Source organism: Aeromonas sp. FDAARGOS 1410 (genome assembly GCF_019048745.1).
In the GTDB taxonomy this organism is placed as follows: domain Bacteria; phylum Pseudomonadota; class Gammaproteobacteria; order Enterobacterales; family Aeromonadaceae; genus Aeromonas; species Aeromonas jandaei.
Map to the genome: position 1 here is coordinate 965,160 of NZ_CP077401.1, position 25,510 is coordinate 990,669.

The 25,510-nt window shown below is 61.4% G+C and carries 21 protein-coding genes and 4 tRNA genes; 15 read left to right on the plus strand and 10 right to left on the minus strand.

Annotated features, from left to right (window positions below; genetic code table 11):
• Window positions 1-80: 80 nt before the first annotated feature.
• The 5 genes from acnB (at window position 81) to mdtD (ending at window position 8,689) form a co-directional block, all read left to right on the plus strand.
• Window positions 81-2,678, plus strand: coding sequence for a bifunctional aconitate hydratase 2/2-methylisocitrate dehydratase (gene acnB / locus I6L40_RS04615; RefSeq protein ID WP_216995047.1), 2,598 nt, complete (start codon window positions 81-83; stop codon window positions 2,676-2,678).
• Window positions 2,679-2,930: 252 nt separating this feature from the next.
• Window positions 2,931-4,517 carry an EAL domain-containing protein gene (locus tag I6L40_RS04620; RefSeq protein WP_208737264.1) on the plus strand — a complete coding sequence of 529 codons (1,587 nt, stop codon included), beginning with the start codon at window positions 2,931-2,933 and terminating at the stop codon, window positions 4,515-4,517.
• A 159-nt stretch (window positions 4,518-4,676) separates the two neighbouring features.
• Window positions 4,677-6,071, plus strand: a complete 1,395-nt coding sequence (locus I6L40_RS04625) for a D-arabinono-1,4-lactone oxidase (protein ID WP_216995048.1) — start codon at window positions 4,677-4,679, stop codon at window positions 6,069-6,071.
• Between the two features lie 9 nt (window positions 6,072-6,080).
• Window positions 6,081-7,208, plus strand: a complete 1,128-nt coding sequence (locus I6L40_RS04630) for a GTP-binding protein (RefSeq protein ID WP_216995049.1) — start codon at window positions 6,081-6,083, stop codon at window positions 7,206-7,208.
• A gap of 68 nt (window positions 7,209-7,276) precedes the next feature.
• Complete coding sequence (mdtD, locus tag I6L40_RS04635; RefSeq protein WP_216995050.1) at window positions 7,277-8,689, plus strand: multidrug transporter subunit MdtD; 1,413 nt, start codon at window positions 7,277-7,279, stop codon at window positions 8,687-8,689.
• 59 nt (window positions 8,690-8,748) lie between these two features.
• Here mdtD and folK read toward each other — a convergent pair whose 3' ends face one another.
• The gene (gene folK, locus I6L40_RS04640; RefSeq protein WP_071913434.1) at window positions 8,749-9,258 is read right to left on the minus strand and encodes a 2-amino-4-hydroxy-6-hydroxymethyldihydropteridine diphosphokinase; all 510 of its coding nucleotides are present in this window, start codon (window positions 9,256-9,258) and stop codon (window positions 8,749-8,751) included.
• Window positions 9,258-9,629: a dihydroneopterin aldolase gene (folB, locus tag I6L40_RS04645; protein ID WP_005356584.1), complete on the minus strand. Its 372-nt coding sequence runs from the start codon at window positions 9,627-9,629 to the stop codon at window positions 9,258-9,260. Before folB ends, folK begins: the two co-directional genes overlap by 1 nt.
• Window positions 9,630-9,786: 157 nt before the next feature.
• On the opposite strand from folB, the gene plsY reads away from it, so the two are divergent.
• The 6 genes from plsY (at window position 9,787) to I6L40_RS04675 (ending at window position 12,141) form a co-directional block, all read left to right on the plus strand.
• Window positions 9,787-10,449 (plus strand): glycerol-3-phosphate 1-O-acyltransferase PlsY, encoded by a 663-nt coding sequence (gene plsY, locus I6L40_RS04650; protein WP_042053596.1) that lies wholly within the window; start codon window positions 9,787-9,789, stop codon window positions 10,447-10,449.
• A 47-nt stretch (window positions 10,450-10,496) separates the two neighbouring features.
• Window positions 10,497-10,572: transfer RNA gene (locus I6L40_RS04655), tRNA-Phe, on the plus strand.
• A gap of 52 nt (window positions 10,573-10,624) precedes the next feature.
• Window positions 10,625-10,700: transfer RNA gene (locus I6L40_RS04660), tRNA-Thr, on the plus strand.
• A 3-nt stretch (window positions 10,701-10,703) separates the two neighbouring features.
• Window positions 10,704-10,779 (plus strand) — tRNA-Phe (locus I6L40_RS04665).
• An 8-nt stretch (window positions 10,780-10,787) separates the two neighbouring features.
• Window positions 10,788-10,863 (plus strand) — tRNA-Asn (locus I6L40_RS04670).
• 105 nt (window positions 10,864-10,968) lie between these two features.
• The gene (locus I6L40_RS04675) at window positions 10,969-12,141 is read left to right on the plus strand and encodes a nucleoside recognition domain-containing protein (protein ID WP_071914885.1); all 1,173 of its coding nucleotides are present in this window, start codon (window positions 10,969-10,971) and stop codon (window positions 12,139-12,141) included.
• Between the two features lie 63 nt (window positions 12,142-12,204).
• Here the strand turns inward: I6L40_RS04675 and I6L40_RS04680 are convergent, their stop codons facing one another.
• A complete protein-coding gene (locus I6L40_RS04680; RefSeq protein ID WP_216995051.1) occupies window positions 12,205-12,897 on the minus strand; it encodes a B3/4 domain-containing protein in 693 nt (230 codons plus the stop codon).
• Window positions 12,898-13,340: 443 nt separating this feature from the next.
• Here I6L40_RS04680 and I6L40_RS04685 point away from each other — a divergent pair, with 443 nt between their 5' ends.
• Window positions 13,341-13,796, plus strand: a complete 456-nt coding sequence (locus I6L40_RS04685) for a hypothetical protein (protein ID WP_216995052.1) — start codon at window positions 13,341-13,343, stop codon at window positions 13,794-13,796.
• 73 nt (window positions 13,797-13,869) lie between these two features.
• Here the strand turns inward: I6L40_RS04685 and argH are convergent, their stop codons facing one another.
• The 5 genes from argH to argC all read right to left on the minus strand — a co-directional run bounded on the left by argH (window position 13,870) and on the right by argC (window position 19,514).
• Window positions 13,870-15,255, minus strand: coding sequence for an argininosuccinate lyase (gene argH, locus I6L40_RS04690; protein ID WP_216995053.1), 1,386 nt, complete (start codon window positions 15,253-15,255; stop codon window positions 13,870-13,872).
• 208 nt (window positions 15,256-15,463) lie between these two features.
• A complete protein-coding gene (locus tag I6L40_RS04695) occupies window positions 15,464-16,699 on the minus strand; it encodes an argininosuccinate synthase (RefSeq protein ID WP_033115910.1) in 1,236 nt (411 codons plus the stop codon).
• Between the two features lie 68 nt (window positions 16,700-16,767).
• Entirely contained in the window at window positions 16,768-17,679 is a 912-nt protein-coding gene (locus I6L40_RS04700; protein ID WP_216995054.1) for an ornithine carbamoyltransferase, read from the minus strand.
• 25 nt (window positions 17,680-17,704) lie between these two features.
• A complete protein-coding gene (gene argB, locus I6L40_RS04705) occupies window positions 17,705-18,484 on the minus strand; it encodes an acetylglutamate kinase (protein ID WP_033115912.1) in 780 nt (259 codons plus the stop codon).
• A 22-nt stretch (window positions 18,485-18,506) separates the two neighbouring features.
• Complete coding sequence (gene argC / locus I6L40_RS04710; RefSeq protein WP_064339283.1) at window positions 18,507-19,514, minus strand: N-acetyl-gamma-glutamyl-phosphate reductase; 1,008 nt, start codon at window positions 19,512-19,514, stop codon at window positions 18,507-18,509.
• Between the two features lie 272 nt (window positions 19,515-19,786).
• Between argC and argE the strand changes: the two genes are divergently transcribed.
• On the plus strand, window positions 19,787-20,932 hold the full coding sequence (gene argE, locus I6L40_RS04715; protein ID WP_216995055.1) for an acetylornithine deacetylase: 1,146 nt from the start codon (window positions 19,787-19,789) through the stop codon (window positions 20,930-20,932).
• Window positions 20,933-21,161: 229 nt separating this feature from the next.
• Entirely contained in the window at window positions 21,162-23,795 is a 2,634-nt protein-coding gene (gene ppc, locus I6L40_RS04720; protein WP_043851572.1) for a phosphoenolpyruvate carboxylase, read from the plus strand.
• A gap of 82 nt (window positions 23,796-23,877) precedes the next feature.
• On the opposite strand, the gene I6L40_RS04725 is transcribed toward ppc, so the two are convergent.
• Together I6L40_RS04725 and I6L40_RS04730 are read right to left on the minus strand one after the other, a co-directional pair.
• A complete protein-coding gene (locus tag I6L40_RS04725; RefSeq protein WP_216995056.1) occupies window positions 23,878-24,219 on the minus strand; it encodes a hypothetical protein in 342 nt (113 codons plus the stop codon).
• 76 nt (window positions 24,220-24,295) lie between these two features.
• Window positions 24,296-24,808: a GNAT family N-acetyltransferase gene (locus tag I6L40_RS04730; RefSeq protein WP_216995057.1), complete on the minus strand. Its 513-nt coding sequence runs from the start codon at window positions 24,806-24,808 to the stop codon at window positions 24,296-24,298.
• A 178-nt stretch (window positions 24,809-24,986) separates the two neighbouring features.
• Between I6L40_RS04730 and ybaK the strand changes: the two genes are divergently transcribed.
• Entirely contained in the window at window positions 24,987-25,451 is a 465-nt protein-coding gene (gene ybaK / locus I6L40_RS04735) for a Cys-tRNA(Pro) deacylase (protein WP_033115917.1), read from the plus strand.
• Window positions 25,452-25,510: the final 59 nt, after the last annotated feature.

A 25,510-nucleotide genomic window follows, 5' to 3' on the forward strand; every position in this document is an offset into this window, starting at 1 on the left:
AGCACCCTACGGGGTGTCCCGCAAGGACGATCGCCGCGAGCGTGGGCGAACCCCAAAAAAAGACCAAAGAGGAATTAGTCGTGCTTGAAACATACCGTAAACACGTCGCAGAACGTGCTGCCGAGGGCGTGGTTGCCAAACCTCTGGACGCAGAACAGGTCGCCGCCCTGGTCGAGCTGCTCAAGAACCCGCCCGCCGGCGAACAAGACTTTCTGAAAGAGCTGTTGTCCTCCCGAATTCCCCCCGGTGTTGATGAAGCGGCCTATGTCAAAGCCGGTTTCCTCACCGCCGTCGCCAAGGGCGAAGCCCACTCTCCCATCCTGACTGCCGCCGAAGCCGTTGAACTGCTAGGCACCATGCAGGGTGGTTACAACATTCAGCCGCTGATCGACCTGCTGGATGATGCGACCCTGGCTCCTCTTGCTGCCAAGGGTCTCTCCCACACCCTGCTGATGTTCGACTCCTTCCACGACGTGGAGGAGAAGGCCAAGGCGGGCAATGCCCACGCCAAGCAGGTGATGCAGTCATGGGCCGATGCCGAGTGGTTCCTCTCACGCCCGGAGCTGGCCGAGAAGATCACCGTCACCGTGTTCAAGGTGACCGGCGAAACCAACACTGACGACCTCTCTCCTGCGCCGGACGCCTGGTCCCGCCCCGATATTCCGTTGCACGCGCTGGCGATGCTGAAAAACGCCCGTCCCGGCATCACCCCCGACAAGGATGGCGCCATTGGCCCGATCAAGACCATCGATGCCCTGAAAGAGAAGGGTTTCCCGCTGGCTTACGTGGGTGACGTGGTTGGTACCGGCTCTTCCCGTAAATCTGCCACCAACTCGGTGCTCTGGTTTATGGGCGACGACATTCCGTTCGTGCCGAACAAGCGCGCCGGTGGCGTGGTGCTGGGTGGCAAGATTGCCCCGATCTTCTTCAACACCATGGAAGATGCCGGCGCCCTGCCCATCGAGGTGGACGTCTCCGGGCTTGCGATGGGCGATGTGATCGACATCTACCCGTTTACCGGCAAGATCTGCAAGCACGGCACCGACCAGGTGCTGGCACAGTTTGAACTGAAAACCGACGTACTGATCGACGAAGTACGCGCCGGTGGCCGTATCCCGCTGATCATCGGTCGCGGCCTGACTGACAAGGCCCGCGAGGCGCTGGGTCTGCCGTTCTCCACCGTATTCCGTCGCCCGCAGCCGGTGGCCGATACCGGCAAAGGCTTCACCCTGGCCCAGAAGATGGTGGGCAAGGCGTGTGGCGTGAAGGGCATTCGCCCCGGCACCTACTGCGAACCCAAGATGACCACGGTCGGCTCCCAGGACACCACGGGCCCGATGACCCGCGACGAGCTCAAAGATCTGGCCTGCCTCGGCTTCTCCGCCGATCTGACCATGCAGTCCTTCTGCCACACTGCCGCCTATCCGAAGCCCATCGACGTACAGACCCACCACACCCTGCCGGACTTCATCATGAACCGCGGCGGTGTGAGCTTGCGTCCGGGTGACGGCGTCATCCACTCCTGGCTGAACCGCATGCTGCTGCCGGATACCGTGGGTACCGGTGGTGACTCCCACACCCGTTTCCCCATCGGCATCTCCTTCCCGGCGGGCTCCGGTCTGGTGGCTTTCGCTGCCGCCACCGGCGTGATGCCGCTGGACATGCCGGAATCTGTGCTGGTGCGCTTCAAGGGCGAGCTGCAATCTGGCATCACCTTGCGTGATCTGGTCCATGCCATCCCCTACGCCGCCATTCAGAAAGGGCTGCTGACCGTCGAGAAAGCGGGCAAGAAGAACATCTTCTCCGGCCGTATCCTCGAGATCGAAGGTCTGCCGACCCTGAAGGTAGAGCAGGCGTTCGAACTGGCTGATGCCAGTGCCGAGCGCTCCGCTGCCGGTTGCACTATCAAGCTGGATAAAGAGCCGATCATCGAGTATCTGAAGTCCAACATCGTGATGCTGAAATGGATGCTCTCCGAAGGCTACGGTGACCCGCGCACCATCACCCGCCGCATCAAGGGGATGGAAGAGTGGCTGGCCAACCCGACCCTGATGGAAGCGGACAAGGATGCCGAGTACGCCGAAATCATCGAGATCGATCTGGCCACCATCAAGGAGCCAATCCTGTGTGCGCCGAACGATCCGGACGATGCCCGTCTGCTGAGCGACGTGGCTGGCGACAAGATCGACGAGGTGTTCATCGGTTCCTGCATGACCAACATCGGCCACTTCCGCGCCGCCGGCAAACTGCTCGAGAAGTATCAGGGCGAGCTGCCGACCCGCATGTGGATCGCGCCGCCCACCAAGATGGACAAGGATCAGCTGACCGAAGAGGGCTACTACGGCATCTTTGGTCGCGTCGGTGCCCGCATCGAGATCCCGGGTTGTTCCCTCTGCATGGGCAACCAGGCGCGGGTAGCGGAAGGGGCCTCGGTGGTCTCCACCTCCACCCGTAACTTCCCGAACCGTCTGGGTAAAGGTGCCAACGTCTATCTGGCCTCTGCGGAGCTGGCAGCGGTTGCCGCCATTCTCGGCAAGATCCCGACCGTGGCAGAGTATCTGCAATACGCCAAGGCGCTCGATGCCACGGCGGCAGATACCTACCGCTATCTCAACTTCAACGAGATCGCCTCCTACACCAAGAAGGCCGATGCGGTGATCCTGCAGCAGGCGGTCTAACGCCTCACTGCACAGCTGTAACGAGAAATGCCGCGTAATACGCGGCATTTCTATTTTGCGGCTTTCTATTATTGAGCCTCTTTCGAGGCTTATTGCTGCGGGCTGTGATCCAACCACATTTTTCGCTGTTCGTTTTATAAGTGCTTTGCGTTATGTTGTTTGGTTATGACCAGTCGGGAGATCCCTGCGTTGGTCGGTATGATGTGGATGTCTGCCTGCGGGCGGCTCTGACCAACTGTGGCGTGGCTCTCTATGTTTCTATTCCGGATCGATCTCTCCCGAACCAGGCTGCGTGTTGGCAGTGCCTTGTTGGTATTTTCCCTGCCGCTGCTGGTGGGCAGCTGGATCATTCACAGTACCTATGTTCAGGATTTGAAATCTGACTCTCGCGATTCGGCGCACAAGGCGAGGCTGCTGCTGGAGGAGATGCTGGACAGGGCCGAGGAGGCCAACCGGGAGGTGTTGCCATTGGTCAATGCTCCCTGTGCCAAGAACCTGCTGATCCTGAGAAAGACGGTTGCGCTCGAACCGTTTCTGCGTTCGGTCAATCTGGTGCGCGACGGGGTGATCAACTGTACCTCCCTGTTTGGCGAGGCCAATGATGCAGATGACAGCACTATCTACACCGGGCGCAAACTGCTGCTGATGAGCGGCAACCGGGTACGCAAGAATCACCCGCTGCTGGTGGTGCGTCTCGAACAGGGTTCTGATGCGGCCCTGAGTGCCATCGACAGTACCCAGCTCAGCTTCATGCTCTCCCTGAGTGGCAAGCCGAGCGAGCTGTTCCTGCAAGTCGGTTCGGCCTGGCTCAGCGAATCGGGTCGCTATCTCGAACGTCTGCCCAGACTGCACCACAGCACCAGCCTTGAACTCTCCTCCCAGCGTTACCCCTTCACCATCTATGCCGGCTATACCATGCCACTCTACTGGCGTTCGCTGTGGGAAGCTCGCCAGACGGCGCTGTTGTCGCTGGTTGGCGCATCCCTGTTGCTCTCCCTGCTGGTGTGGTGGGTGTTGGGGCGACCTGGCTCTCCGACAGATGAGTTGCGTCGGGCACTGCGGGCGAAAGAGTTTGTCCCCTATCTGCAGCCTCTGGTGGCCAGCGATACCCGGCGGATGATGGGGGCCGAGGTGCTGATGCGCTGGAACCATGCCACCGAAGGGGTGATCCGCCCCGATCTCTTTATTCCACAGGCGGAGGAGTCGGGGCTGATCGTCCCCATGACCAGCCAGATGATGCGCAATGTGGCGGCTCAGCTGAGCTGGGTGCAACGCTCTTTGCCCGATGGTTTTCATATCAGTTTCAATATCAGCGCCGCTCACTGTCACGACTTTGCCCTGCTGCAGGAGTGCCGGCTGTTCCTCGATCACTTTGCCCCCGGCAAGGTGGTACTGGTGCTGGAGCTGACCGAGCGTGAGCTGCTGGTGGCGGATCCCAAGACCCTCTCCCTGTTCCGTCAGCTGGACGAGATGGGGGTCAAGCTGGCAATCGACGATTTCGGGACTGGCCACTCCAGCCTGATCTATCTGCAGCAGTTCCATGTCGACTACCTCAAGATCGACCAGTCCTTTATCGCCCGTATCGGCACCGAGTCGCTCTCGGAGCATATCGTGGACAACGTGATCGATCTGGCGACTCGCCTCGGGTTGGCGCTGGTTGCTGAGGGGGTAGAAACCAGCAGGCAGGCTGACTACCTCAGAAGCAAGGGGGTCGATTATCTGCAGGGCTTCCTGTTTGCCCGTCCCATGCCGCTGCGCCAGTTCTGTGACGAGCTGTTGCCAAAGGAGCAGGAAGAGTCGGCCACCGCGCTGGCGGGCGATATCCCGGGTACGGTCTGAGAGACTCGCCGACCAGTACCAAATGATTCTGACAATGTGGTGATAGCGTGATGGATGCCAATTCCACCAGATTGGCAGGGTCTTGTTTTCCATGCCTTGGCGCCCGCTTTTCGGTAGAATCGTCGCTCATTTTGACGTCAGCAAGAGATGAGGCGCGGTATGACGGTTCAGTTCCAGGCATTTCACAGCATCAAGGCGATTGGTAATCGGGAGGTGCTGTTCAACTGGTCGAGAACCAATCCCCTCGGGGCGCTGGATCAGGTGTGGCGCCCGAAAACCCGCGACGAGCTGCAGGCGCTGCTGCGGGAACACCCCGAGCGCAAGCTGCGCCTTATCGGTTCCGGCCTCTCTTTTGAGCCCATTCACAGCGTCTATGCCGAGGGCAGTCGGGCGCTGCTGGTGGACTTGCACCACCTGCGCGGTCAGCTGGCGAAAACCGCCGATACCGTGACCTATCAGGCGGGGACGCCGCTCGATATCGTTTATGCCGAGCTGATCGCTATGGAGCGGATGCTGCCTGCTTCCCCCGGGGTTATCGGTATCCAGACCCTGGGCGGCGCGCTCAGCACCGGCACCCACGGTCAGGGACTGCACCAGTCTGCCCTGTGCGATGCAGTAGAGGCGATGACGGTGATGCTGGCCAATGGCGAGATCATCCGGGTTGATCGCACCGACCCGCGTTTCGGCGCCTTCGTGATGGGGATGGGGATGCTCGGCATCCTGCTAGACGTCACCCTGCGCACAGTCCCGAATCGCATCATGCGCTGCACCAAGTTCACCACCGATTACCCCTTCCTCCTGGAGCACAACGAGCGGCTCAACCGCGAGCACGGCTTCGTGAAGAGCTGGTGGTTTGCCTGGACCGGCGAGAGCCACATCTGGCTGGTGGATCCCGCCTCCGATGACGAGGTGGCCCGCTACCGCGCCGGTGGCAGCGAGCCGCTGCTGCTGGATGGCGATATCGACGCCCGCATGAACGCCACCATAGATGCCACCCTGCAGAAGATGGCGAAAGATACCAAGGATGAGGCGCTGGCCGGTGAGCACTTCGAGACGGTGCGCCGCTTCAAGGATGCCTCCGATCTGGTGGGCAACGTCTATCAGATCCTCTGCAAGGGGATCCCGGCGCCCCAGATCAACTGTGAAGTGGCGGTGCCGCTGCATCGCATGAACGAGGCGCTGGAGACCCTGCAAGCGTGGCAGCAGGCCAATCCCGGCGTGTTGCACTACCCCTTTATCCTGCGCTGCACCGGCTCTTCCGAGGCGTGGCTCAGTGCCGCTTACGGCCAGCCGGTCTGCTGGATCGGTTTCCTGGTCTATCTGGCGGCGGACGGCACCTTCGTCAACGGCTCCATGGAGCAGATGCGCGAGCTGCAGCAACTGCTGGTGCCGCTCGGCGGCATTCCCCACTTCGGCAAGCATCTGGCGATGGATCTTTACGACTTTCCGGCCCTGCTGCCGCGCTGGAACGACTTCGTGGCCTTGCAGCGTGAACTCGACCCCCACGGCCGCTTTGAAAACCGCTGGCTCAGCGACCTGTTTGCCAACCGGTAAGGACTCGACATGACCGATATGCAAGATACCCGTATCCCAGTGACCCTGCTGACCGGCTTTCTCGGCAGCGGCAAGACCACCTTGCTCAACCACTGGGTCAAGCAGCCGGAACTCGGCGAGTGCGCGGTGCTGATCAACGAGTTCGGCTCGGTGGGGCTGGATCACCATCTGGTGCAGCAGGTAGATGAGCAGGTGATGCTGCTCGACTCCGGCTGCATCTGCTGCTCGGTGCAGGGCTCTCTGGTGGAGGCGCTGCAGGGGCTGTTTATGAAGGCCATCCAGCGCAAGATCAAACCGTTCAAGCGGCTGATTATCGAGACCACTGGCCTCGCCGATCCGGCCCCCGTGCTGTTCACGTTGAGGGAAGAGGGCTTTATCGCCCAGCGCTACCGCTTCGATGGCACCGTCACCGTGGTGGATGCCGGTCATATCGAGCAGCAGTTGGCGGCCCAGTATGAGGCGGTGAAACAGGTGGCGCTGGCGGATCTGCTGGTGGTGAGCAAGGGCGATCTGGTGGATGGCGAGCAGCTGGCTCGGGTCGAAGCCCAACTGGCGGCCCTCAATCCGGCGGCGCCGCTCCAGCTGGTGACCAATGGCGAGCTTTCGCCCAAGGTGCTGGAGAAGCTCGGTGCCTACAACGAAGCGGCTGGGCGTGATGTACGCCAGCTGCTGGCCTGGCTGCGTACCGAATCCCCCAGGCAGGGGCTGGCGTCACCGATACAACCAAAGATGCAGCCGTTCGCCGCCAAGGTGGGCACAGCGGCGCCCACCCACTTCGAGCACGGCAACATCGAAAGTTTCTCTTTGCGCATCGGCGAGCCGCTCAAGCCCTCTCGTCTGCTGGCCGCCATCGATGCGGTGCAGGCCCAATACGGCGATGCCCTGCTGCGCCTCAAGGGGATCTTGCAGCTGGAAGGAGAGAGCCAGCCGGTGGTGATCCACGGCGTCCACGGCCAGCTCTATCCGCTGCAGGCACTGGGTGAGTGGCCGGAGGGCAAGGCCCAGTCCCGACTGGTGTTTATCGTGAAAACTCAGGACAAGGCGGGGATAGAGCGGCTGTTCCTTGATACGCTCAAGGCTCCCGAGCCCAGCCTCGAAGAGCAGCTCAAGGCCATGCTTGGCCAGCCGGATGCCTGATGTCTGACATGACCCGCCCGTAACAACGAGAGCGGGTCTTTTTATTCCTGAAGTGGAGGTGGTCTGTTATGGCGGAAGTTTCACTCGGGGTGACCCCGGCCCAGCGCAAGTGGCTGCCCATGCTGGCGGCAGTCGGCTTTTTCATGCAGTCGCTGGATGGCACCATTCTCAATACCGCCCTGCCCAGCATGGCCGAGACGCTGGGGGAGAGCCCGCTGCAGATGCAGTCGGTGGTGATCGCCTACATGCTGACGGTGGCCCTGCTCATCCCGGCCTCCGGCTGGCTGGCGGACAGGTTCGGTACCCGTCGCATCTATCTGGCGGCGATCTCGCTGTTCACCCTCGGTTCGCTGGCCTGCGCCGCCTCAGGTTCGCTCTCGATGCTGGTGGCTGCCCGGGTGCTGCAGGGGATTGGCGGTGCGCTGCTGATGCCGGTGGGACGACTGGCTGTACTGCGGGTCTATGACAAGCGGGAGCTGCTGCGGGTGATGTCGTTCGTCACCATTCCGGGGCTGCTCGGTCCGCTGATGGGGCCAGCGCTCGGTGGCTGGCTGGTCGAGGTGGCGAGCTGGCACTGGGTCTTTCTGATTAACCTGCCGGTGGGGGTGATCGGCTTTATGGCGAGCTGGTACTTCATGCCCGATCTGCGTCAGGCGACCGCCCGTTTTGACTGGCAGGGCTTCGTGCTGTTCAGCCTCGGCATGGTGCTGGTATCGGTCGGTTTGCAGGGGCTGGGGGAGCACAGCATCTCCACCGGCTGGGCACTGTTTGCGTTGATCTTCGGGCTGGCGGCGATGGCGAGCTACTGGCTCTATGCCGCCAATGCGGAGCAGCCGCTCTTCAGCCTGAATCTGTTCAAGACCGCCACCTTCGCCATCGGGGTCTGGGGCAACCTGTTTGCCCGACTCGGCAGCGGTGCCATGCCGTTCCTCACCCCGCTCTTTCTGCAACTGGGGCTCGGCTTCTCCCCGAGCAAGGCGGGGATGACCATGATCCCGACGGTGCTGGGCGCCATGCTGACCAAGACGCTGGTGAACAAACTCATCCCCAGAGTGGGTTATCGCCGCATCCTGATTGGCAACACCCTCTTGCTCGGCGCCATGATCGCCAGCTTCTACTTTATCGACAACCAGCTTCCCTATGGCGTGCTGCTGGGCTGGCTGGCGATCTTCGGCGCTATCAACTCGCTGCAGTTCTCCGCCATGAACACTCTCACGCTGCAAGATCTCAGCCCGACCCTGGCCAGTAGCGGCAACGGCCTGCTCTCGGTGGTGATGCAGCTCTCCATGAGTTTGGGGGTGGCGATTGCCGCCAGCCTGCTGGGGCTCTTCTCGGCGGGCACCTCAGCCGCCAACGGCCAGTGGCTGGCAGGATTCCACCTTACCTACCTCTGTGTCGGACTGCTCTCCATGCTGGCGGCACTGATCTTCGCCCAACTGGCGCGAGACGGGGGCACGACTTCGGCTCAGGCCAGAGGATAAGAAAGAACAGGATAAGAAGTCACATCAACGAGAAGGGCACCGCGAGGTGCCCTTGTCGATCAGTAGTGCTGCAGCTCCCGCGCTTCCCAGTGAAAGGGAATGGGGTTGAGTTGCTGGGAGGCCTTGTCGTAGCACTCCCACAGCTCGCCCATGGTGCTGCCATCGATGGGGTGGCGCAGTCCGGGGGCCAGCTCGGCCAGCGGCCAGAGCACGAAGGCGTTGGTGAGGATCTCGCCGCGCGGCAGCACCAGCGGCGTCTCGCAGACCAGATCGCCATAGAGCAGCAGGTCGAGATCCAGCGTGCGCGGGGCGAACTTCTTGGCATCCGGCTCGCGACCGTGGGCGAACTCCATCTCGCGCAGTAGCTGGCAGACGGTAACCAGCGGCAGATCGGTCTCGGCAGCGGCAACAAGGTTGTAGAAAGGACGGCCATTGAAGCCTACCGCCTCACTCTCGAACACCCGGGAGACCCGCAGCTCGCCGAAGGCAGCGTGCAATGCATCGAGCCCGGCGCGGATATGGCGCTCCCGCTCGATGTTGGAACCAAGGCTGATATAGATAGTAGTCATCAGTTGCTGCTCGCCGCCGGGGTGCGGTGGCGCAGGATCTCGACGCCGACACCGGCGGCATTGGGTACGGCGCCCGGCTTGGTGAGGGTGACCTTGACCCACTGAACCCGCTCGTCGGCGAGTACCAGCATGGCGACCTGCTCGGCCATGGTCTCGACCAGCTCGACTACCTTGCCGGTGACATGCTCGCAGATCTTGTTGGAGAGGTCGGCATAATCCAGTGCCAGATTGATGTCGTCGGTTGCGGCGGCGGGGCGGTTGTCGAACCCCATCTCGAGGTCAAAACGGAGCTTTTGGCGAATGCCCTTCTCCCACTCATATACACCGATGGTGGTCAAAACTTCGAGTCCGCGAATAAACACCTTGTCCATGACTGTACTTCTTCTTTACTCTTGATGGGCTGTGATGACAGCGCAGGGATGCTGGCCGGGCAACAGGCTTGCCGAGGCGCTCTGGGTGGGCATGGGCCCATGCCAGCGTATGTGGCCCGCATCATACCCCATTCATATCGTGGTAAAAACGACCAAGATGACGGCCCTGACGATTTTGATGATTATTCTGGCTTACCTGGGTGGTTCACTATCCAGTGCTGTGCTGGTCTCTCGCTGCACCGGTCTGCCCGACCCGCGGGATCATGGCTCCCACAATCCGGGGGCAACCAATGTGCTGCGCCTCGGTGGCCGGATGGCGGCGCTGGTGGTGCTGCTGCTCGATGTACTCAAGGGCACTGTGCCCGTCTATCTCGCCTGGTATCTGCAGATCAAACCCGTCTACCTCGGCTTTATCGGGGTCGCCGCCTGCCTCGGCCATATGTACCCCATCTTCTTTCATTTTCGTGGTGGCAAAGGAGTCGCCACGGCACTGGGGACCATGATGCCCATCGGCTTTACCATGGGGGGCGCCGTGATTGGCACCTGGCTGCTGGTGCTGCTGGTGAGCGGCTACTCCTCGCTGGCCTCCATCATTACCGTGCTGCTGACGCCGCTCTTTACCTACCTGCTCAAACCCGAATACACCCTGCCAGTCTCGTTGCTCTCCTGCCTTATCCTGATCCGCCATCACGAGAACATCTCCCGCCTGCTCAAGGGGGAGGAACCCAGAGTCTGGGGGCGAAAAGGCGCGGCCTGTGCCGAAGAAGTGGCAGAAATGGACGATGTTGCGCAAAAAAGAGACGAACGAGACAAAAAGTGAAATTTCCCGTTGACCATCCGCCTTAAAATCCGTTTAATAGCGCCCACGCCCAGATAGCTCAGTCGGTAGAGCAGGGGATTGAAAATCCCCGTGTCGGCGGTTCGATTCCGTCTCTGGGCACCAATTTTGGTGCCATGAAATAAAAAATTTGTTCATGCACAATGGTTTAAAGTGTGCCGGCTTAGCTCAGTAGGTAGAGCAACTGACTTGTAATCAGTAGGTCACCAGTTCGATTCCGGTAGCCGGCACCATTTGCCCAGATAGCTCAGTCGGTAGAGCAGGGGATTGAAAATCCCCGTGTCGGCGGTTCGATTCCGTCTCTGGGCACCAATTACAATTCCTCCTTAGTTCAGTCGGTAGAACGGCGGACTGTTAATCCGTATGTCACTGGTTCAAGTCCAGTAGGAGGAGCCAATTCAAAAAGCCCTTGTCGCAAGACAAGGGCTTTTTTCTATTTGGCGCAGCCATTTTTTAACCATAAAAACAACCACACACGCACAGATGAACCGCAGGATAGATATGGAAAATCATGTAGTTATAGAGTCAAAGGGGCGACTTGCCGCCATTAGGAACTGGATGGAACCCGTGCTGGTGCTGCTTATTCTTGGCAGCCTGTTCGGTTACCTCGGCAGCCAGATGGGCCTCTCTGCCATGGTCAACACTCTGTTCAATACCGCCCACCAGCTGCTGCTCAATACCGTGCTCTTTATTATGGGGATCACGGTGCTCTCCGGTGCCCTGAGCCAGCTCTTGAGCGAGTTCGGGGTGATCCGCCTGCTGGAGGTGCTGCTGGCCCCCCTGATGAAGCCGGTGTTTCGCCTGCCCGGTCGCACCGCGCTGGCGGCCCTGATGACCTTCTTCTCCGACAACCCGGCGGTGATCAGCCTCGCCAAGGACAGCCGCTTTCGCAAGGGCTTCACCCCCTGGCAGCTAGTGTCGCTGACCAACTTCGGCACCGCCTTCGGCATGGGGCTGATCGTGGTCACCTTTATGGCCACCCTGCAACTGCCGAGCGGTGAATCCACCGCCAGCGCGGCGCTGATCGGGCTGCTCGGTGCTCTGGTGGGCTCGGTGGTCTCTACCCGACTGATGCAGCGGATGATTCGCCCACTGGTGGGGGAAGTGCTGATCGATGACCAGCCTGCGGGCAACGGCCCCAAGGTGGGAGTGACCAAAGAGGCGGCTCCCGGCTGGCTGCGGATCCTCAACTCTCTGCTCGATGGCGGCAAATCTGGCGTGGAGCTGGGGATGGCGGTGATCCCGGGGGTGCTGATCATCAGCACCTTCGTCATGCTGCTGACCTTCGGCCCGGGGGAGAAGGGCTATACCGGCGAAGCGTTCCAGGGGGTTGCCCTGCTGCCGGTGCTGGCTGCCAAGGTAAGCTGGCTGTTTGACCTGCTGTTTGGCTTCCAGCAGCCGGAGCTGGTCGCCTTCCCGGCTACCTCGCTCGGCGCGGTCGGTGCCGCCATGTCGCTGGTGCCCCCCTTTATTGCCAAGGGGTGGATCACCGGCAACGAGGTCGCGGTGTTTACCGCCATGGGGATGTGCTGGAGCGGCTTTTTGAGCACCCACACCGCCATGCTCGATGCTCTCGGCTATCGCCATCTCACCTCCCGCGCCATTGTCGCCCACACGGTCGGCGGCCTGTGCGCCGGGGTGGCAGCGCACCAGCTTTATATGCTGCTGGGCTGAGCAGAGTGAAATGAGAGAGGGGCGCTGCGGCGCCCCTCTCTGTATCCTGCTGACGAAAATCGCCTATTCGTTATGGCCGATCAGGTTCTGCGCGATCACCGCCTCCGGCATCATCTCCCGCAGCCCGGCAATCAGTTTTTCCCCCGCCTCATGCAGCGCAGCCAGCGGCATCTCGGGCAGGCTCTCCAGAATGAACCACATCTGGTCCGAATCGATACTCAATCTGGTGCGCACACCCTGCCGCCAGTTCCAGCGCCGACAGGTGACCCCCTTGTCATCCCGCCAGACCACCTCGCCGGGCTCCACCGGTTCGTGGGTCGGCTCGCCTCCCTTCATGGTATCGAACAGCTCGCAGCCATCGGCCACCACCAGTCGCGGCAACCCCTCATAGGCGAGCAGGTTTTCGCCCCCCACCGGAATGGCATAGCGGATGCTGATGGCGTTGTAGAGATCGACCACGGGGTCGATGGCCGGCAGGTTGCCATCGCGGGCGACCCGCTTTCTCAGAGCCTCGGCGGAACAGGGAGTCCGCTGCGGCTTGGCGCCGAACTTTCTGAACAGATCGCCCCAGGCGGCGAGATGCGCCTCTGCCCACGGCACATCGGCGGTCAGCATGGTGCTGCAGGCTTTATCAAGGGCGCGCGCGCCCACGTTCGGGTCGACCACGGCGGCGGCCTGCACCGTGATGCTCAAAGCGCGAAAGCCGGGAGCCAACTGGCTGACTTCGGGGGAGATATGCGGGGTGATCAGGGACATAGCGACTCCATAAACGAAAAAGGCAGGGAGAAGGCGGCTGCCGGCCAGCATAGCGGTGACGGCAAATCCGGTTTGAGAGCCATCTTGCGCGAACATGTTAGATAAGAAAATTTACATGATCTTAATAGCCATAAGTTTCATGAATGAAAAATGACGTGATCGAGGGGATGGCGGGCATGTACCGGCATATAGCGAAGTGGAGCCCTGCCGCCTCCGGTTTGCTGCGGCAATGCTCCTTTGCCGCTTCGATCTACAGCGGCAGCCGCTGGCCGCCCGGCTCTCTTGTTATGACTTCAGTTGCAATGCCCGAACACAAGGCGGCGATTCAAATCACTCGGTGGCTCAATGGGTTGGTTTTGCCCTGCGCTGTGCACTAAATTCTGGCCCCGCTTATGCACTCCTCCTGGCAACACCATCAAGGGTCGTTGTCGCGGAGAGATATCATGATCAGCAGCCTGCTTCCCCTTGCCTCGATCGCCCTCAAGCTGGGCAGCCAGCTGCTTGGCAGCAGTAGCAAACCCCAGCCCGTGCAGCCTGCCGTACAGGAGGAGCACCTTGCCCCGACCGTCCAGGGGGTGTTCCAGCGACTTGGTATCAAGGATGCCGACAGCGAGCAGAACCGCTCGGCCATCAACCATTTTATGGGGGAGCTGATGCAGACTCTGGGGCAGGAGAATGGTGGCCAATCCCTTCCCGCAGCCATCGACAGCGCCCGCAACCAGCTGGCGAGCGGTACCCAGAGCACCCGCCTCGATGCCCTGCAAAGCGAGCTCGATACCCTCAAGGATTCCCTCGGTGCCAGCCATCTCAACCTCGACCAGCTGCTCGGTGCCTTTAAACAGACCCTGCCCAATGGCAAGGGGGAGGGAGTTGGCAAACTGCTGAATGCCAGCGCCTGAACGGCGGTGAGCAAAAAAAACGGCAACCGAGGTTGCCGTTTTTCTTTCTATTTCTGATGACTATTACCGTGGATTAACCCACCCGCTTGGCCAGCCACTGTTCTGCGGCAGTGAGGGCCGCTTCTACCTGCTCGCGGGCAACGCCGCCTTTGGCGACCCGCTTGGCCAGGGTCGCTTCCAGTTCCAGATTGGGGTAGACGTCGAACTCGATCACCGGGCTGAAGCGCTGGAACTCGCCGATGGAGAGCTCCTCCAGCGGGCGGCCCACGCTGATGGCGAATACCACGGTTTCGCCGACGATATGGTGTGCCTCACGGAATGGAATCCCTTTGGCCACCAGATAGTCCGCCAGCTCGGTGGCGTTGGCGTAGCCGCCCTGGGCCGCCGCCATGGTGCGCTCGCTGTTGACCTTCAGATCGATCAGCACCAGCGCCGCCATGTCGAGGCAGTCGTGCCAGGTATCGAGGGCATCGAACAGCCCTTCCTTGTCTTCCTGCATGTCCTTGTTGTAGGCCAGCGGCAGCGCCTTGAGGCTCATCAGCATGCCCATCTGAGCGCCGACCACCCGACCGGTCTTGCCGCGAATAAGCTCCAGCGCATCCGGGTTCTTCTTCTGCGGCATCAGGGAGGAGCCGGAAGTGACCGCGTCGGAGAGCTCGACAAAGCCCGCCTCGCCGGTGTTGTAGAAGATGAGGTCTTCGGCAAAGCGCGACAGGTGGGTCATGGAAAGGGACGCCACGTGCATCAGTTCCACCACGTGATCCCGATCGGAGACCGAATCCAGACTGTTGCGGGTGGCGCCACTAAAGCCCATGTCGAGCGCCAGCGCTTCACGGTCGATGGCATAGGCGTTGCCCGCCAGCGCGCCGCAGCCGAGGGGGCTGGTGTCGAGGCGCTTGAGGGCATCCTGTAGCCGGGAGTAGTCCCGCTCCAGCATCTCCACATAGGCCAGCGCCCAGTGGGCGTAGGTGACCGGCTGGGCCCGCTGCAGGTGGGTGTAACCGGGCAGCACGGCGGCCTGATTGGCACGGGCAGAGGCGATCAGCCCCTGCTGCAGGGCGGTGATGGAGCCGAGCAGCAGCTCGCCCTGCGCCTTGCACCAGAGTTTCAGATCGGTGGCGACCTGATCGTTGCGCGAGCGGCCGGTGTGCAGTTTCTTGCCGAGATCGCCGACGGCGGCAATCAGTTGGCTCTCGACCCAGGAGTGGATATCTTCGGCGTCCGAGCTCAGGATCTGCCGGGGATCCTGCTGCACCGAGGCGAGCAGCACCTCCATCGCCTGCTGCAACTTGGCCTGCTCATCGGCAGTCAAGACCCCCACCTTGACCAGCGCTTTGGCCCAGGCCATGGAGCCCTGAATATCCTGCTCCGCCAAGCGGTAATCGAACCGCAGCGAATCGTTGAACTGCTTGAACCGGCTATCGGCTCCCTGACTGAAGCGTCCACCCCAAAGTGCCATACTGCTCTCCTTGAATGCGTTGTCGGCGGCGCCCTGGCCACCGAGCTTGAAATCGTGCCCTGTTTTTCTGCGAGCCTGTTATCTCACAGAAGCGGCCGGGGCGCTGCCGCTCTTGTCACACCCGCCGATGATGGCTCAGGGGCCATCATCGGCTTGTAGAAGAGGGGGCCATGCCCCCTCAACGGAATCAACGGGTTATCTCGCTTGCTTAGCCGTGGGTGTGATCACCACCGATAGCTTGATGCTGCTCCTTCATGGCGCGGATCCGGCTGGCCAGGGTGTAGAGACGGATAAAGCCTTCGGCATGACTCTGGTCATACACTTCATCGGCCCCGAAAGTGGCGAAGTCTTCGGAGTAGAGGCTGTTCGGCGACTTCTTCTGCACCGCGGTGACCTGACCCTTGTACATCTTCAGCACCACTTCACCGTCCAGATCTTCGGCGATGGCGTTGGCAGAGGCGAGGATCGCCTTGCACAGCGGGGTGAACCAGCGACCGTCATAGACCAGATGGGAGAACTCGGCACCCAGCTTCTCCCGCCAGGCGCGGGTCGGGCGATCCAGTACCAGCTCTTCCACGGCGCGCAGCGCAGCGACCATCACGGTACCGCCCGGGGTTTCGTAGCAGCCGCGGGACTTCATGCCCACCATCCGGTTTTCGGTGATGTCGATGCGGCCCACGCCGTGCTTGCCGGCACGCTCGTTCAGGGTCATCAGGATCTGGTGCGGGCTGAGCGGCTGGTCGTCAACGGCCACCACTTCACCCTGCGCCACGGTCAGCTTGACGTACTCCGGCTGGTCCGGTGCCTGCTCGGCCGGTACGGTCCACTGCCAGACCGCTTCGGAGGGCTCGTTCCAGGTGCTCTCCAGCTCGCCACCCTCGGTGGAGATGTGCCAGGCGTTGGCATCGCGGCTGTAGATCTTCTTCAGAGTCGCCTTGCAGGGGATGTTGCGGGTCTCCAGATAGGAGAGCAGATCTTCCCGGGAGCGCATGTCCCAGATCCGCCACGGGGCGATCACTTTCAGCTGGGGTGCCAGCGCGGCGACCGCACCTTCGAAACGCACCTGATCGTTACCCTTGCCGGTGCAGCCGTGGGAGATGGCATCGGCCCCTTCCGCCAGTGCCGCTTCGACCATCGCCTTGGCGATCACCGGACGGGCCATGGAGGTGCCCAGCAGATAGGTGCCTTCATAGACGGCGCCGGTCTTCAGGGTCGGATAGACGTACTCTTTGACGAACTCTTCGCGCAGATCCTTGATGATGCACTTGGTAGCGCCGGAGGCGATGGCTTTTTGCTCGATCCCTTCCAGATCGTCACGCTCCTGACCGACGTCGGCCACGAAGGCGATGATTTCGGCGTCATAGTGCTCTTTCAGCCAGGGAATGATGGCCGAGGTATCCAGTCCACCCGAGTAAGCCAGTACGATCTTGTTGATTCCGCTCATTTTACTTCTCTCCATGATGATTCGATGATGATTCAATAAAGGTGTCGTGATTCAGGTTGAGTGCCGCGTTACTTGTTGCCGAGAAGGGTCAGCAACACGGCGTTCTGGATATGCATCCGGTTTTCGGCCTCGTCCATGATGAGGGAGGTGGGGCCATCCATCACCTGCGAGGTGATCTCCAGCTCGCGGTGGGCCGGCTGGCAGTGCAGCACATGTGCAATGCCGGTGCGGTCGAGCAGGGCCTGATTGATCTGGTAAGGCATAAAGAGGTCTTTGACCTGCTCCATCGGGGTGTTGTCACCCATGGAGACCCAGGTGTCGGTGTAGGCCACATCGAACCCTTCGATATCTGCCACGTCATCGCTGATGTGGATGGTCGCCCCCGACTTGGCTGCCAGCGCCTGCGCTTGCAGGAAGATCTGGGTATCCGGGCCGTGGCCTTTCGGGCAGATCAGGGTGACATCGGTGCCCAGGGTGGCCCCCAGCAGCAGCAGAGAGTGGCTGACGTTGTTGCCATCACCGAGGTAGGCAAGCTTCACCTTCGACAGGTCGTCGTAGTGCTCGGCAATGGTCATAAAGTCGGCCAGCCCCTGACAGGGGTGGTAGAGGTTGCACAGACTGTTCACCACCGGCACTGAGCCGTGCTCCGCCAGGTCGACCAAGGTCTGGTGATCGAACACCCGGGCGACGATGGCATCACACCAGCGCGACAGGTTGGCGGCGAAATCTTTCACCGACTCCCGCTTGCCCAGCGCGCCGTTCTGCTGATCCAGATAGACGCTGTGGCCGCCCAGTTTGGCGATGCCGATGTCGAAGGTGACCCGGGTACGCAGGGAGGGCTTCTCGAACAGGGTGACCACGCTCTTGCCGGCCAGCGCTTGGCTGTACTTCTTCGGGTCGGCTTTCACTGCTTTGCCCAGCGCAATCAGCGCTTCAATCTGGGCTTTGTTCAGATCACTGTCTTTCAGAAGATGTTGCATCGGATGTTCCTTGTTCCGGTGGAGATCAAATAGCTACCTGGGTGCCGACCGCGCCGCCAGCCAGCAGTTTGAGCAGCTGATCCGGGTAACGCCAGCTGGCGACACAGACCGGCTTGCCGAGGGTCTGTGCTGCGTGCAGGGCCGCTTCTACCTTGACCGCCATGCCATCGCGGATCACCCCTTTCTCCATCAAATCCAGTGCGGTCAGCTTGTCGAGCTGGGGCACCAGCTTGCCCTTGCCATCGAGGATACCGCTCACATCGGAGAGCATCACCAGATCGGCACCGAGCGCCTCGGCAATGGCGGTGGCCGCCTGATCCGCGTTGACGTTCATCAGCTGCCCCTCGGCTGTGATGCCGATGGAGCTCACCACCGGCAGGAAGCCCTGACCGAGGATGCCCGCCACCAGTGCCGGGTTGCCCGGCTTGCACTCGCCGACCGCGCCGAGATCCGGGTCGAGCTGGGTCACCTGACACAGGCCGCCATCTGCCAGACAGAGCCCCACCGCCGGAATGCCGGTGGCGATCGCCTTGGCCATCATCTGCTTGTTGGCAGTGCCCGCCAGCGCCCCGGCAATGAAGGGGATCTGTTCGAACGGGGTTACCCGCAGGCCATTCTTCTTGGTGGAGGTGAGACCCAGCCCCTTGAGCAGGTCATCCACCAGACAGCCACCGCCGTGTACCAGCACCAGCGGACGGTGCTGATCGTCGAGAAAGGTTTTGAGGGTGGCGAACAGGGCGGTCAGCGCCTCGTCGTTCTCGATAAGGGCGCCGCCCAGCTTGATTACCAACGTCTGTTTGTCCATGTTCGAGATCCTTCCTAAGTCCTTAAATCAGGCCGGTGGCCGGTTCAAAACCAAATTTGATATTTATGCACTGCATGGCTTGCGAGGCCGCGCCCTTGAGCAGGTTGTCGATGGCCGAGACCACCACCAGCATGTTGCCCTGCTGTTGCCAGGCGATGTCGCAGTAAGGGGTGTTTGCCACACCGCGAATAGAGGGCATCTGGCCGGTGAGGCGCACCAGCGGCTTGCCTTCATAAGCCTTGAGGAATGCCTGATCCACCTGAGTGGGGGTGACGCCGTCCGCCAGCTGTACATAGATGGTGGCCAGAATGCCGCGCACATAGTTGCCAAGGTGGGGCTGGAACAGCACCTCCTTGCCGAGGTGATGGCTGATCTCCGGCTGGTGTCTGTGATTGAAGGTGCCGTAGGGATTGAGGCTCACTTCGCAGAAGCTGGTGTTGATGGCTGCCTTGCGCCCGGCACCGGAGACCCCGGAGACGGCGTTGATGATGGGCTGCCACCCTTTGGCAATCAGGCCATCCTGCTGCAGCGGCTTGAGAGCGCAGAGGGAGGCGGTCGGGTAGCAACCGGGCACGGCGATCAGCTGGGCGCTGGCGATGGCATCGGCATTCCACTCGGCCAGACCGTAGGCGGCCTGATCCAGCCACTGTTCGCTCTGGTGGGTGAAGCCGTAGAAGCTGTCGTAAAAGCCCTGATCCTTGACCCGGAAGGCGCCGGAGAGATCGAACACCGGCAGCCCCTTGGCGAGAAACTTGGGGGCGAGCTCGGCGCTCACCTCGTGGGCGGTGGCCAGCAGCACCAGATCAGCCTGGGTCAGGATCCGGGTCATGCCATCCTCGTCCAGTGGCAGCAGCGGCTGATCGAGGGCGCCGACCCACTGGGGATGCAGGGATGAGAAGCGCTTGTGGGCATCCTGACTGCCGGCGGAGACATAGAGGCCGAACAGTTTGAGTTGTGGATGGTTCTGTACCAGTGCAGCCAGTTCGGCTCCCGCGTAGCCACTGGCACCGACGATAACGGTGTTGAGCATGTTTGAATATTCCAAATCAGAGTTCGAGATTCACAGCGTGGTGCTGCGGTGCACAAGGGTGTTCGATCGCCCCTGTGCACAAGTGCGGAGGGGCAATTCAGGCGGGTGTGTGTCGTCGGTTATAGATCAGGTGACAGAACATTAACTTTCCCTTACAACTAGAAGCCTTTGTTGGCGAGCTGCTTATCCTGGCAAAAAGGCAGAATATTCATGCATTCGCATTGCATTTGTATTTTCTAACAGAAACGTTTTGGGGAAGCAAGGAGGAGCGGATGGCCAATCTGAATTTTTTTTCACTCTACAAGAATATTATTGCGATCCCCTCTATCAGCAGCACGGATCCCAAGTGGGATCAGAGCAACGAGGCGGTGATCCGGCTGCTGGCCGACTGGTTCGGTCAGCTCGGTTTTCAGTGCGAGGTGACGGCACTCCCCGATCTGCCGGGCAAGTTCAATCTGGTGGCGACGATCGGTCAGGGGGAGGGCGGTCTGCTGCTGGCGGGTCACACCGATACGGTGCCGTTCGATGAGGGGGGCTGGAGCAAGGATCCTTTCAAGGTAACCGAAGAGGGCAACCGCCTCTATGGCCTCGGCACCATCGATATGAAGGGCTTCTTCGCTTTCATAGTGGAAGCGCTCAAAGAGATCGACCTCACCAAGCTGACCAAGCCGCTGCGCATTCTCGCCACTGCCGACGAAGAGACCACCATGGCGGGGGCCCGCGCCATCGCTGCGGCAGCCGAACTGAAACCCGACTACGCGGTGATTGGCGAGCCGACCGGGCTGGTGCCTGTAGTGGCCCACAAGGGGCATATGTCGGAGGCGATCCGCATCACCGGCAAGAGCGGTCACAGCTCGGATCCCGCCAACGGCGTCAACGCCATGGAGATCATGCACAAGGCGATGGGGCAGGTGCTGCGCTTGCAGCAGGATCTGAAAGATCGCTATGCCGACCACCGTTTTGCCGTGCCGCAGCCGACCCTGAACCTGGGTTACATTCAGGGGGGCGACAGCCCGAACCGCATCTGCGGCTGCTGCGAGCTGCACATCGACCTGCGACCGACCCCGCAGGTGGGACCGGACGAGCTGATGGGGATGCTCAAAGAGGCGCTCTCTCCCATCGAAATTCACCAGCCGGGCTGCCTGCATCTGCAGCACCTGCACGAACCCATTCCCGCCTACGCCTGCGCCGATGACTCTGTGCTGGTGCGCGAAGCGGAGAAGGCGAGCGGCCGCGCCGCCGAGTCGGTCAACTACTGCACCGAGGCCCCTTTTATCCAGCAGCTTGGCTGCGAGACCATAGTGATGGGGCCCGGCCATATCACCCAGGCGCACCAGCCTGACGAGTATCTGGATCTCTCCTTCGTCAAGCCCACTACTGCGGTATTGCAGCATCTGGTTCGTCGTTTCTGCCTCTGAAAAGGGCAGCAAAGGGGGTCAAAGCTGTAAGTAAGTTACATAACAAGCCGGTGCGGGAGTGGTGAGGGAAATACATCTTCTGAATCGGCCTGTTATTTGACCTTGCGCAGACAATCTGGGTAGATTGTCACCCTAAGATGACGGAGCATATGTTGTAATCGCACAACAATAAGTGAGGTCGTCTCGCACCCCGGATGGGTGTCAGGCACCAACAAGATAAGGATGTGGAATGAACGAAAAGTACGCCGCACTACGCGCCAACGTAGGCATGCTGGGTCAGCTGCTGGGTAAGTCCATCAAGGACCATCAGGGTCAGGCCTTCCTCGACAAGATCGAAACCATTCGCCAACTGGCCAAATCTTCCCGCAAAGGCAATGAGGCAGACCGGGAACGTCTGCTCGATACCCTGCGCACCCTGAGCGATGACGAGCTGCTGCCGGTGGCCCGCGCCTTCAGCCAGTTCCTCAACCTGGCCAACGTGGCCGAACAGTTCCACACCATCTCCCGTCGCTGCGAAGAGCAGGTCTGCACTCCGGATCCGCTGGAGCAGATGTTCGACAAACTGAAAGCCTCCAACCTGTCGCAAGAGGCCATCATTCAGGCCGTGCGCGAGCTGGATATCGATCTGGTGCTGACCGCTCACCCGACCGAGGTGACCCGTCGCACCCTGATCCACAAGCATGTGCAGCTCAACGACTGTCTCGAAGCGCTGGAGCTCTCCGACCTGCTGCCCCGCGAGCGGGACAAGATCCTCAACCGCATCGAGCAGCTCATCAATCAGGCATGGCACACCAACGAGATCCGCGAACAGCGCCCGACTCCGGTGGATGAGGCCAAGTGGGGCTTCGCCGTGGTGGAGAACAGCCTGTGGCCGGCCATCCCCGAATTCATGCGCAATCTGGACGAGCGTCTGCAACACCATCTGGGTGTGCGGCTGCCGCTGGATGCCGCGCCGGTCAAGTTCACCTCCTGGATGGGCGGTGACCGTGACGGCAACCCCTTCGTCACCGCCAAGGTGACTGCCGAAGTGCTGGAGCTGGGCCGCTGGATGGCGGTGAGCCTCTTCTACAAGGACATCCGCGAGCTCACCTCCGAGCTCTCCATGTCCGACTGCACCGACGCCGTGCGTGAGCGGGTTGGCGATCACCCCGAGCCCTACCGCGCGCTGGTGCGCGAGCTGCGCGAACAGCTGCGCGAAACTCAGGAGTACCTGACCGCCAAGGTGCAGGGACAGGCGAGCGAGAGCCGGGATCTGGTCAAGACCACCGCCCAGCTGCGCGAGCCGCTGGAGCTCTGCTACCACTCATTGCACGCCTGCGGCATGGGCAACATCGCCGATGGCATGCTGCTGGATGTGCTGCGCAAGATCGCCTGCTTCGGCATCCATCTGGTCAAGCTCGATATCCGTCAGGATGGTGAGCGCCACGGTCAGGTATTCTCCGAGCTGACCCGCTATCTGGGGCTGGGGGATTACGCCGAGTGGAGCGAGGATGACAAGCAGGCCTTCCTGCTCAACGAACTCAACTCCCGCCGTCCGCTTATCCCCAACGACTGGGAGCCGAGCGACGAGACCCGCGAAACCATCGAGACCTGCCGGGTGATTGCTCAGCACGATCCCGATGCGTTCGGTATCTACATCATCTCCATGGCTGGTGCGCCGTCCGACGTACTGGCGGTGCAGCTGTTGCTGAAAGAGGCTGGCTGCAAGTTCCGCATGCCGGTCGCCCCGCTGTTCGAGACTCAGGAAGACCTGATGGCGGGCACCGCCGTGATGGAACGCCTGTTGTCGGTGGACTGGTATCGCGGCTACATCCAGGGCCGTCAGTACGTGATGATCGGTTACTCCGACTCCGCCAAGGACGCGGGCATGATGGCCGCCGGCTGGGCCCAGTACGCTGCCATGGAGTCACTGGTAGCGCTGGCTGAGGCCAACAATCTGCGCCTCACCCTGTTCCATGGTCGTGGCGGTACCGTCGGTCGTGGCGGTGCGCCGGCCCAGCAGGCCATCCTGTCGCAACCGCCGGGATCCCTGCGCGGTGGCCTGCGCGTCACCGAACAGGGCGAGATGATCCGCTTCAAGTTCGGCCTGCCGAAAGTGGCGATCAAGAGTCTGGAGCTCTACACCAGCGCCGTGCTGGAAGGGAACCTGCTGCCGCCGCCCAAGCCGAAAGCGTGCTGGCGTGAAGTGGTTGAGCAGCTGGCGACCGTCTCCTGCGATCACTACCGCAGTATCGTGCGCGGCCACCCGGACTTCGTCCCCTACTTCCGTGCCGCCACCCCGGAGATGGAGCTTGGCAAACTGCCGCTCGGCTCCCGTCCCTCCAAGCGCAAACCCAACGGCGGCGTCGAGAGCCTGCGCGCCATTCCGTGGATCTTCGCCTGGACCCAGAACCGCCTGATGTTGCCGGCCTGGCTCGGTGCCCACAAGGCGCTGCAGCAGGCGATCGACGACGGCAAGCTGGCCGTGCTGGAGGAGATGAGCGCCCAGTGGCCCTTCTTCCGCACCCGCCTCGAGATGCTGGAGATGGTGTTCCTCAAGGCGGACGTCTGGCTCGCCGAGTACTACGACACCCGTCTGGTGCCGCAGGAGCTGTGGGGCCTCGGCAAACAGCTGCGTCAGGAGCTTGCCGAATCCATCGAAGTGGTGCTGAAGCTGAGCCCGCGCGGGGATCTGCTGGAGGATCAGCCGTGGATCAAGGAGTCCATCAAGCTGCGCAACCCCTACACTGACCCGCTCAACGTGCTGCAGGCCGAGCTGCTCAACCGCTCCCGCAACCACCCGGAGACCCTGCACCCCGAGCTGGACAAGGCGCTGATGGTCACCATCGCCGGTATCGCCGCAGGCATGCGCAACACCGGTTGATCACTGACCATTAAAATCACAGAGACAAAGGGCGCCCATCAGGCGCCCTTTCTGTTTCTGGTGTTCTCTTGGCCAGGCTCGATTACTGACTCTGGGTCTGCTGCAGTGCCTGTTTCAGGCAGAGGGTGTCGAGATCGTCTTCGCTGGTTTTCAGGCGAGCGGTGAGCGCGGCTTGCCCTGCCGGGGTGGCCAGCTGGCGAGTGAGCTGCAGTCGCTCGGCCCTGAGATCGGTCAGATGCTGCTCAAGGTCGAACCCCTCGGGCCTTGCCTGAGAGTTGGGGAGTGTCTCTTCCGTGCAGAGTCTGATCAGGGCATCCACCTTGCTCTGGTACTCCTCTGCATCGGGCTGGTGAGCGCAGCCGGTGAGGAGCAGAGGGAGGACGAGCAGGGATATTCCCGTCGGTAGCCAGCGTGATCGGGTCATATAACCTCGTTACCTATGGTGGGTGGCGCCCGGGTGTCGGGCGTAACCGATACGATGGGCGCCATTGTAACCCAGCTCAGTGCGGGTTCGCGCCGTTATGCAGGATGGCCTGCAAAATGGCGATGGGGCGATTTTCCTCGTCGAGATCTTCCTCGATCTGCTCGAAGCCGCAGCGCTGCCAGAAGGCGAGGGCGGCAGGGTTGCTCAGCTGAACGCAGAGACGAACCGGCGCCGGGTTGAGTCGTGTCAGATGGTGGCAAAGCTGGCTGACGGCATTGCGCCCCACTCCTTTTCCCGCCATTTCGCTGTCGATCACCAGCAGACCAATCCAGGGATGGCCATCAAAGGGGTTACTGGCCAGCAGATGGGCGATACCGACAACCTCTTGCTGCCTGCGAATGACCAGATAGCGGCCGCCGGCGGCCAGCACGGCTTCGGCATCCTGCCGGATGGCGCTGAGGGAAAGCGCTGCAGGGCCGCCCAGTGCCAGATTGAAGGTGGGTTGCGAGTTGATGACCCGCTGCTGCAGGGCAAGCCCGCCGGGGCTCAGGGTCTCTTCGGGGGTAAGGGGAACAAGCTCGATCTGCATGGGAAATGGGGACGAATATCGGTGAAATCGGGGGTGGAGGATAGCATGGGGCGCTGTCGGAAAGGCACTGTCCGGTGGCGCGTCGCGCCCCAAATTGCCCTTGCGACTTGCATCACCCTATCGTGAGGCGCAGACTGTTTGGCCTTGTTTTTATGTGATTCGATTCAAGGCAACCATCATGACTCCTGCCATCAACCTGCTGAAGAAGCTCAAGATCCCCCACAAGCTCTACCCCTACGAGTGCGAAGCCCACGACGATTTCGGCAAGCATGCCGCGACCCAGCTCGGGCTGCCGGAGGCACAGGTCTTCAAGACCCTGATCGCCCACCACGACAAACAGGCGGTGGTGGCCATCGTGCCCTCATCCGGCATGTGCAGCCTGAAACAGCTGGCCAAGGCGACCGGCCTCAAGAAGGTGGAGATGATGAAACCGGCGGAAGCGGAGAAGCTGACCGGCTACAAGGTGGGCGGCATCAGCCCGCTGGCCCAGAAGAAGCTGCTGCCCACCGTGCTCGACGAGTCGGCCATGCAATTTGACGAGATTCTGGTGAGCGGCGGCAAGCGCGGCCTCTCGGTCGGTGTGGCGCCGCAGGATATGCTGACCTTGATGAAATGGATTGCAGCTCCCATCGGTGAAGAGTAAGCGACGAAGAGTGATGCCCCGCACGGCCTGACGCTGCCGCCACGGCACAGTGGCGGGCT

Excerpts from the sequence above, each read along its gene's own strand:
- argH (WP_216995053.1), bottom strand. The coding sequence starts at position 15,255 with ATGGCACTTTGGGGTGGACGCTTCAGTCAGGGAGCCGATAGCCGGTTC.
- argE (WP_216995055.1), top strand. The coding sequence starts at position 19,787 with ATGGCCAATCTGAATTTTTTTTCACTCTACAAGAATATTATTGCGATC.
- I6L40_RS04630 (WP_216995049.1), top strand. The coding sequence starts at position 6,081 with ATGACCGATATGCAAGATACCCGTATCCCAGTGACCCTGCTGACCGGC.
- I6L40_RS04685 (WP_216995052.1), top strand. The coding sequence starts at position 13,341 with ATGATCAGCAGCCTGCTTCCCCTTGCCTCGATCGCCCTCAAGCTGGGC.
- I6L40_RS04730 (WP_216995057.1), bottom strand. The coding sequence starts at position 24,808 with ATGCAGATCGAGCTTGTTCCCCTTACCCCCGAAGAGACCCTGAGCCCC.
- I6L40_RS04625 (WP_216995048.1), top strand. The coding sequence starts at position 4,677 with ATGACGGTTCAGTTCCAGGCATTTCACAGCATCAAGGCGATTGGTAAT.
- plsY (WP_042053596.1), top strand. The coding sequence starts at position 9,787 with ATGACGGCCCTGACGATTTTGATGATTATTCTGGCTTACCTGGGTGGT.
- folK (WP_071913434.1), bottom strand. The coding sequence starts at position 9,258 with ATGACTACTATCTATATCAGCCTTGGTTCCAACATCGAGCGGGAGCGC.
- mdtD (WP_216995050.1), top strand. The coding sequence starts at position 7,277 with ATGGCGGAAGTTTCACTCGGGGTGACCCCGGCCCAGCGCAAGTGGCTG.
- I6L40_RS04675 (WP_071914885.1), top strand. The coding sequence starts at position 10,969 with ATGGAAAATCATGTAGTTATAGAGTCAAAGGGGCGACTTGCCGCCATT.
- I6L40_RS04620 (WP_208737264.1), top strand. The coding sequence starts at position 2,931 with ATGTTTCTATTCCGGATCGATCTCTCCCGAACCAGGCTGCGTGTTGGC.
- I6L40_RS04700 (WP_216995054.1), bottom strand. The coding sequence starts at position 17,679 with ATGCAACATCTTCTGAAAGACAGTGATCTGAACAAAGCCCAGATTGAA.
- I6L40_RS04680 (WP_216995051.1), bottom strand. The coding sequence starts at position 12,897 with ATGTCCCTGATCACCCCGCATATCTCCCCCGAAGTCAGCCAGTTGGCT.
- argC (WP_064339283.1), bottom strand. The coding sequence starts at position 19,514 with ATGCTCAACACCGTTATCGTCGGTGCCAGTGGCTACGCGGGAGCCGAA.
- ppc (WP_043851572.1), top strand. The coding sequence starts at position 21,162 with ATGAACGAAAAGTACGCCGCACTACGCGCCAACGTAGGCATGCTGGGT.
- folB (WP_005356584.1), bottom strand. The coding sequence starts at position 9,629 with ATGGACAAGGTGTTTATTCGCGGACTCGAAGTTTTGACCACCATCGGT.
- ybaK (WP_033115917.1), top strand. The coding sequence starts at position 24,987 with ATGACTCCTGCCATCAACCTGCTGAAGAAGCTCAAGATCCCCCACAAG.
- I6L40_RS04725 (WP_216995056.1), bottom strand. The coding sequence starts at position 24,219 with ATGACCCGATCACGCTGGCTACCGACGGGAATATCCCTGCTCGTCCTC.
- I6L40_RS04695 (WP_033115910.1), bottom strand. The coding sequence starts at position 16,699 with ATGAGCGGAATCAACAAGATCGTACTGGCTTACTCGGGTGGACTGGAT.
- argB (WP_033115912.1), bottom strand. The coding sequence starts at position 18,484 with ATGGACAAACAGACGTTGGTAATCAAGCTGGGCGGCGCCCTTATCGAG.